The sequence below is a fragment of the Brucella sp. TWI559 genome, from assembly GCF_039674265.1.
GTDB lineage: Bacteria > Pseudomonadota > Alphaproteobacteria > Rhizobiales > Rhizobiaceae > Brucella > Brucella chromiisoli.
In genome coordinates this window covers 1-7756 of sequence record NZ_JBDJNE010000040.1, presented here as the reverse complement: position 1 = coordinate 7756, position 7756 = coordinate 1, and the positions used below count along the sequence as shown (strand labels likewise).

The window sequence follows — 7756 nt, the reverse complement described above, 5'->3', positions numbered from 1 at the left end:
GCTCGCCAACGATGCTGAGATCAATGCCTCACAGGCGATCTCTGTCAGCGCGGGACAGGTTGATGGCGTTCTGAATGGCTCAGCAGAGCTGACCAAAACCGGGAGCGGCACCGTCAGACTGACAAACACCAATGGATACACCGGTGGTACAAAAATCGAGGGCGGAACACTGGTCGTTGGCGATGGCGCTAGCGCGGGCTCGATCAGTGGTGACGTTGCCAATAACGGAACGCTTGTCATTCATCGTTCGGATAAAGTTGATTTCGGAGGAGACATCTCCGGCACAGGTTCCCTTATCCTTGCAGGTGGTGGTGTAACTCAACTTGGAAACAACAATCGATATGCAGGTGGCACGAACATCGCCAACAGTGTTGCTTTGGGAACGGCATCAAGCTTTGGTACGGGTCAGATTAGCAACAACGGTCTTGTCATCTTCGGTCAGCAACAGGCTGGCGAACTGAATAATGTTCTTGCTGGCTCGGGTTCCTTTGTGAAAGCGGGAACAGGAACGCTCACACTTTCCGGCGACGGCGATTTTAGCGGTACATTTTATGTCGAAGAGGGAGAAGTGATCGCCAACTCTCAATTAAGTCAAAGCAACTTTGAGATTGGCAACGGCACAGTGTTTGGTGGAACAGGACACGTTGGCAACCTAACACTTAAACAGGGTTCTGTACTTGCTACTGGCCAAAGCATTGGCACTTTGGATGCGACCGGGAACATCCTGCAGCAAAGTGGATCACTTTGGCAGGTCGAAGTCGCGCAATCGGGTGTGAATGACAGCCTTATTGCTGGCGGAAGTGCCACAATTGAAGATGGTGCCGTCTTGAATGTCGACAATGTAACGGGTGAACGATATGCTCTTGATGCTTCTTTCAAGGTACTCAGCGCACAAGACGGTGTATCAGGCACCTACACATTAACCGGTGATACATACATCTCAACATTCTATGGTTTGGTCGCTGATTACAGCGATCCAAATGCTGTTGTGTTGCGCGTTTCTCAGAACCGCTCCTTTGATCAGCTGAGTGGACTGAACAGAAATCAAAGCGCTGTTGCAGGCGCTCTACAGTCTCTCGATATGAACAACCCGCTCTATCAGGCCATCGGTTACTTGACCGACGAGAACGAGGCAAAACGCGCATTCACACAATTGGGCGGTGAGATTCATTCGTCTGGCCAAGCTGTTTCGATAGAAGACAGCCGTTTTGTTCGTGAAGCAGCCTTTGGACGTTTGCGCAGCAGCATGGGAGGCGTTGGAGCGGAAGAAGCGATTAAAGATGATGGCATTTCATGGTGGAGCCATGGCTTCGGTTCTGGCGGGCGGTTTGAAAATATAACAAACAATGGTGCATCTGATCTTGACCGCACTATTGGTGGAGGATTTGCGGGTGTAGATGTCGCGCTTAACAATTCATGGCGCATAGGTGCACTTGCTGGTTATAGCCATTCAAACTTCAATACACGATGGTTGGATTCAAGTGGCGAGTCGGCTGGCTACCACGTCGGTGTTTATGGCGGCGGCAAAGCTGGCATGCTGGATGTAAAGTTGGGGGCTGCCTATAGCTGGCAGGAGATTGATACATCACGCGCCATCGGCTTTACGGGTTATACAGATGCGTTGTCCGCCAGTTACCGTAATCATGTCACGCAGGTTTTTGGTGAAGTATCGCATCAATTCGATGTCATGGGCGTTGTGGCAGAGCCGTTTGCGAACTTGGCATATGTTCACCTGAACAGCGGAAGCTTTACTGAAGATGGTGGGGCGGCTGCATTGAAGGCTGGTAGCAACAATTCCGGCACCGTGTTCTCAACTATTGGTTTGCGTGCGAGCATCGCAGTGTCTGAAGATGGTGCAACAAAATTGTATGGTTCCGCTGGTTGGCGTCATGCTTACAATGATCTCAATCCTGCTGCTACATTAAGCTTTGTGGCCGGGGGGGATGGGTTCTCGACTGGTGGTGTGCCGATTGCAGAAAACGTGGGAGTTATGGAGTTCGGGCTCGATCGGAAGTTCACCGATGGTTTGAGTGTCGGCATTTCGTATTCAGGACAGTTTAGTAAGGGGTCTCAGGATAATGGCGCCAAGGCGCGCCTGCAGTGGAAATTCTAAGCGGCACTTTATCATGACAAGAGAGAAGCCGGAGAATGTTATTCTCCGGCGTCTTCAACACATCAGGGGTAGCATGTTTAATCTATTGAAATCTGCTCAAGCAAGTTTTGTCATTCTCTTAGCCATGAGCTTTCCTGTTTTTGCAGCGTCTGAACAGCCAAAAACCGTAACCGAAACATATGGAGATTGGCAGGCAGTGTGCAAGGAGAAGAGCGGGAAGCGGCTTTGTGCGGCGGTTCAGCAAGTGGCGGGACAGATTGAAGGACAACCGAATGCCCAGCAGCGTTTGATAGCATTAGAAATCATACGATCAGGGACTTCCGCAACGGGAAGTATGATCTTGCCCTTCGGAATCGATGTGAGCAAGGGGGTCTCTCTGGGCCTGGATGGGACTCAAACAAATGCTCCGCGCCTGGCATTCAAAACATGCATACCTGCGGGTTGCATTGTACCCTTGGAATTTGGACCTCAGGCCGTAGATGCCTTGAAAGATGCCAAAATGATCTCCGTGAGATTTGAGGGGGCTGCCGATGGGAAAGAAAAAACGATAGACGTTTCTTTGAGGGGCTTCGCAGCAGCTTTTGAACATATTAAGTAGTTCCATTGGTAAATATGAATAATATTAATTATAATTTTGATTTAATACTTTTTTCCAAAATAAAGTAGAGGCTTTCCGTCGCTTTATGAGGGCAATAATATATTGTTAATGATCAGAAATATTCATGTGTGCCATCATGGTATCCTAAATAAATTATTGAAGAATGATTTATCTGATTTGGAAACTAATAGATGTCAATTTTTCGTAAAATTCTTATATATGTGTCGGTAAATTTTTATCTTATTGCGGATTATTTTTCCGATGAGGCATGATTAAAGAAAATAACGGTTCTGCCTTTTGCAATAGTTTTAGGCTTTGAAAATGCAAAACTTCAAGATAAATTTTCTCGCTTTTGTGGTGAGATAGTTACAAAAATGCCACGCACGCGGAAAAGTCACCTGTAAAACACTTCTTTTATTAAACACACCATGAAATTTAGCTACTACTAATAATTAATTGGGATTGATGAATTGGTGCGGCCATCAAAGTGGTTTTACCAAATCTCCTAAAATGGGGCGAATTTATCTGGGGTGTATATGTCTATTTTTTCGAGAAATAAAAAATCCACGCTAGCTTCAACAGCTATGCTGCTGGTCTTGGGCTTGGCTTCAACTGCTCAGGCAGATCCTATGTTGACGGCTGTAGAAAATACGGCGGCAATTATTCACCGGGAAGGCAACACAAAAACCATTGCGTCTGAAGAAAATTTAGAAGTTAAGGCTTCGACGACGGCGCCTTCTAAGCGTGCGTGGGGAGTTTTGGTTTCTCAAGGCGTGGATGCGCCTAGTGTGCTTGAAATGTCAACGGTTGGCCAAGGTTCCATCTATATCGCCACAGGAGGTGATAAGGCTCATGGCGTACAGGTTGGTGCTAAAGGCTCGAATGCCGATGGGAAAGACAAATCTGAAATCCGTTTGACCGGCAACATTAAGGTGGAGACAGGCGGGGCAGATTCCTTCGCGCTTCATGCCATTGACGGCGGAACCATACATAGTCAAGCGGATATTACGACATTTGGGAATAATGGCTTCGGTGTATTCGCTGAATCTTTTTCCACTATCAATCAAACTGGTGGTTCAGTCACCACGAATGGTGAAAACGGTCATGGTCTAATTGCCAACAACGATTTGAACGCGGTAGGCGGTAAAATTGTAGCCACTGATGTGAAGGTTGATACCAATAAAGATTGGTCATACGGCGCATTTGCAAATAACGGTGGTCAGATTGAGTTGAATGGTGGAACGGTCGTCACAAAGGGTGAGCGGTCGTTTGGTTTGCTAGCTGGTAAAAATTCGACGATCATTTCTAATGCGGTCGTTTCAACTGAAGGGCCGAAGGCTCATGGTGTTCAGGCTGGTGTGAATGGCAGTAATCCAAATGGCTTGGATGAGTCGCGTATTACACTAACGAATGGCGCAAAAGTTACGACTGTTAAAAATGATGCTTTTGGATTGCACGCCATTGATGGTGGTAAAATCGAAGGCACTGTTAGCGTCTCGACATCTGGCGACAATGGTTTTGGTGTATTTGCAGAATCTTACTCCACAATCACGCTTTCGGATTCGGATATTAAAACAATCGGGAGCAATGCATTCGGTTTGATCGCGAACAACGATGTGAATGCGGTTAAAGCGGGTGCAATTGTTGCTGCCAATACCAACGTTGTTACAGAAGGTGATTCTGCTTCGGGCGTATTCGTGAAGAATGGCGGAAAAGTCTCGCTTAATGGCGGATCTATAGAAGCAAAAGGTAACAATGCGGCCGCGTTGGAAATTGATGGCTCTGGAACTATTAATGTTGAAGGAACCGTTCTTAAAAGCGCGCAAGGGCCAACGATATCGGTAGGTTTCAAATCTTCTGATGACGTTGCTAACGTATCCTTTGGAGCGGGGACCGTTGCTATTGACAATAACGGCGTGCTTGTTCAGGTCGACCGCACAGGCGACGGTAAAGACGCCAATATGAACCTTACTTTGAGGGCGGGTTCTGAAGCGAGCGGAGACATCGTTGATACTGACCAAAAAGGTTCAGGCCAGACACACGTAAACGTCGAAAAGAATGCAAAATTCAACGGTAAGATTTCCGGCATTCAGGATCTTACAACTGAATCAGGCACTCAATTATCTTTCGCTGAAGGTACCTCAATCGGGGGGAATGTCGTCGCAAAAGGCAGTACATATATCTTCCATTCAACAGGGGCATCGATTGCAGGAAACGTAGAGCTGTATTCTGAATCAGTAACTGGTGGTGGAACGGTCGGTGCTCCTATTATAGTTTCTGGGAATGTTGTTCTTGACCAGACATCTATTATGGGTGGCAACTGGAATATTGACGGTGATTTGACCGCTCATGGTACGCTTCGTCCAGGTAATTCTATTGGAACCATGACCGTTGGCGGAGATGTTACCTTCGGTGCTGACTCTGTTTATGAAGTCGAAATCGCCGGTAATGGAACAAGTGACCGTATTGAGACCACTGGTAAGGCAAATCTTCAGGGCGGACGTGTTGACGTCTTCGCTTTGGATAACAAAGTCAGCTATCAGGATGGCCAGACATACACGATCCTGACTGCCGCGAATGGTATTGATGGAACGTTTTCTGAAGCCGTATCAAAATCAGTATTCTTGACGACTTCATTAGACCATCAGGCCAACAAGGTCGATTTGAAAGTTGGCGTGATTGCCGATTCGGTTGATCCTGTTGTCTTTGAAAAGGTGGCAAAGTCGGCAAATGAAATTTCTACAGCGCGCGCCCTTGATAGCCTTGCTCAAGAGGGATCAGCATTGGGTCTTTACAACTCCATTCTGTTCCTGACAGATGAAGCTGAAGCACGCGATGCTTTCAACCAGCTTTCGGGCGATATACATGCGTCCGTCAAAACGGGTCTGATTGATACAGCGAACCTGACGGCAGATGCGATTAACAATCGTCTGCGTGCAGCCTTTGAAGGTGTTGGTTCACCAAATGTCCCGGTTCTGTCCTTCGCGCAGTCACCAAAGGGCAGTGCTCCGCAGCCGTTTGATGCAGTAAGGTCGACATCATTGGACTACGGTGTATGGGCATCCGGATTTGGTTCCTGGGTAAAGCATGACGGAAATTCTAATGCTGGAGGACTCAAGACATCCACTGGTGGTTTCCTTTCAGGTGTCGATGTAGGCCTTAACTCCGGCTGGCGTTTGGGTGTTGTTGGTGGCTATAGCCAAACGGACCTCAATGGTAAGGGCCGCAATGCTTTCGCAGACAGTGACAACTGGCATCTGGGCATTTATGGAGGCAATCAGTGGGGCCCAATCGGCCTCCGTGCTGGTCTCGTTCATACTTGGCACAGCATCGATTCTTCACGTTCAGTCTCTTACACTGGCTTCAGTGACAGCCTCGGTGCAGACTATCATGCTAGAACCCTGCAGGCATTTGGCGAATTGGGATATCGCATAGATACCACTGTCGCTGCCTTTGAGCCATTTGCTAATCTCTCACATGTGCGCCTTCACACTGATGGCTTCACAGAGAAAGGCGGAGCGGCCGCACTTGCTGTCGATGGTAACAATACAAACACAACATTCACCACGCTTGGTATGCGTGCATCGGCACCACTTCCTCTTGGTGGTGCGAGTGCAAACCTCAAAGGCACGTTAGGATGGCGTCACGCCTATGGTGACATATCACCTGAATCCACCCATCTGTTTGCAGGGAGCAACCTTTTCACCGTGGAAGGGGTAGCTATAGCAAAGGATGCTGCTTTGGTTGAAGCAGGATTCGATATGGCTATTACGGAAAACGCGAAGTTTGGTTTGAGTTATGTTGGTCAGTTTGGCAGTGGAACCAAGCAGAATGGTTTCAACGCAACTTTGAATGTTAAGTTCTAAAAATAAAGAAGCCGCCGAAATATATTTCGGCGGCTTTAAATTCTATATTTGTGGAAATCGATGTGGGACTCTTTTAGAGCGTTTCCCTTTCATTCTGGATCGCTTCCGCGGAAGCAAAGTCGTTTTGCGCCTCTTACTGGCCAATGAGCTCGACTATTTTCCAATCTGTAGAAAGCCTTTTCTTTTGGATCGAAGTTAGGGCTGCGCAGCTGATTTATGCGGTGATGGCAGGAGTCGCCCATACCCCATTATCCCCCATGACAGCATCAGACTTGAAGCCAGTCTTGCGCGGCTCTATCACGAGCCGATTATATTTATTGTCACGAATATCGGTGAGGGCAGAAGCGGCGGCCTAACCAAGTGCGGACCATATTATTTCGCTTTATGCTCCGCTCATCCTTCCGCAATTTTTTAGCACGCCTTGTCGAAGGACAACGTCAGTAAGCATCTGGATTGGGTGTTCGGTGTGACGATTGCACTCGGTCAACAAGTTTTTAGGAGTCTGTTAAGGAAATAGTAACGCAATGAAACAATTTTTCATGGTGCGTGATTTCTTGGATATGGAGGTTTTAGGCAATGAATAAAATGACAACCACTGTTGCGTTGGCGCTTGCAGGGTTGGTGGCGAATTCTCTCGCGGCTTCGGCTAAAACAAGCCATATTGGCGAATTCAGGGACTGGGGCGTTTATCAAAACACGCAGTTGCCCGGAAATAAATGCTATGCTTTAACCGTGCCGTCGAGTTTCCTTCCCGCAGGTGTCCGGCATGGCGATAATTTCATCATCATTTCCAAGACTGGCGCGAGTTATAGCCCGCAACTTGTGATGGGATATGACCTGAAGCCTAATAGCAAAGTGAAAGTGATGATTGATGGTGCACAGTTTCCATTCTTTAGCGAAGGAAACCGCGCCTGGGCACAGAATGAAGGCGATGAGGCACGTATTGTCAGCGCCATGCGGTCAGGGCGCACGGTAAATGTGCAAGCCACATCCGCGCGCGGCACTCAGACCCGCTATAGTTTTTCGTTGATGGGGCTGTCTGCATCCCTTCAACGCGTTGATCGCTGCTAGGTCGTGCACTCATAAATAGTCTAGCTATTTGAATGGATTAGTGATTCAAAGGTTTCGGATTTGGAGGTCTTTGATGTCACGTCGCCGCTATGAACTTACAGAACGCGA

4 protein-coding genes are annotated in these 7756 nt (G+C 47.7%); all 4 read left to right on the top strand.

Going from position 1 to position 7756, the window contains the following annotated elements; all coding sequences use genetic code 11:
• On the top strand, nt 1-2113 hold a 2113-nt coding region (locus ABE530_RS19115), incomplete at its 5' end, for an autotransporter outer membrane beta-barrel domain-containing protein (protein WP_499695648.1).
• Between the two features lie 73 nt (nt 2114-2186).
• Nucleotides 2187-2711: an invasion associated locus B family protein gene (locus ABE530_RS19110; RefSeq protein WP_499695647.1), complete on the top strand. Its 525-nt coding sequence runs from the start codon at nt 2187-2189 to the stop codon at nt 2709-2711.
• A 536-nt stretch (nt 2712-3247) separates the two neighbouring features.
• The gene (locus tag ABE530_RS19105) at nt 3248-6577 is read left to right on the top strand and encodes an autotransporter family protein (RefSeq protein WP_499695646.1); all 3330 of its coding nucleotides are present in this window, start codon (nt 3248-3250) and stop codon (nt 6575-6577) included.
• A 576-nt stretch (nt 6578-7153) separates the two neighbouring features.
• Nucleotides 7154-7648, top strand: coding sequence for an invasion associated locus B family protein (locus ABE530_RS19100; protein WP_499695645.1), 495 nt, complete (start codon nt 7154-7156; stop codon nt 7646-7648).
• Nucleotides 7649-7756: the final 108 nt, after the last annotated feature.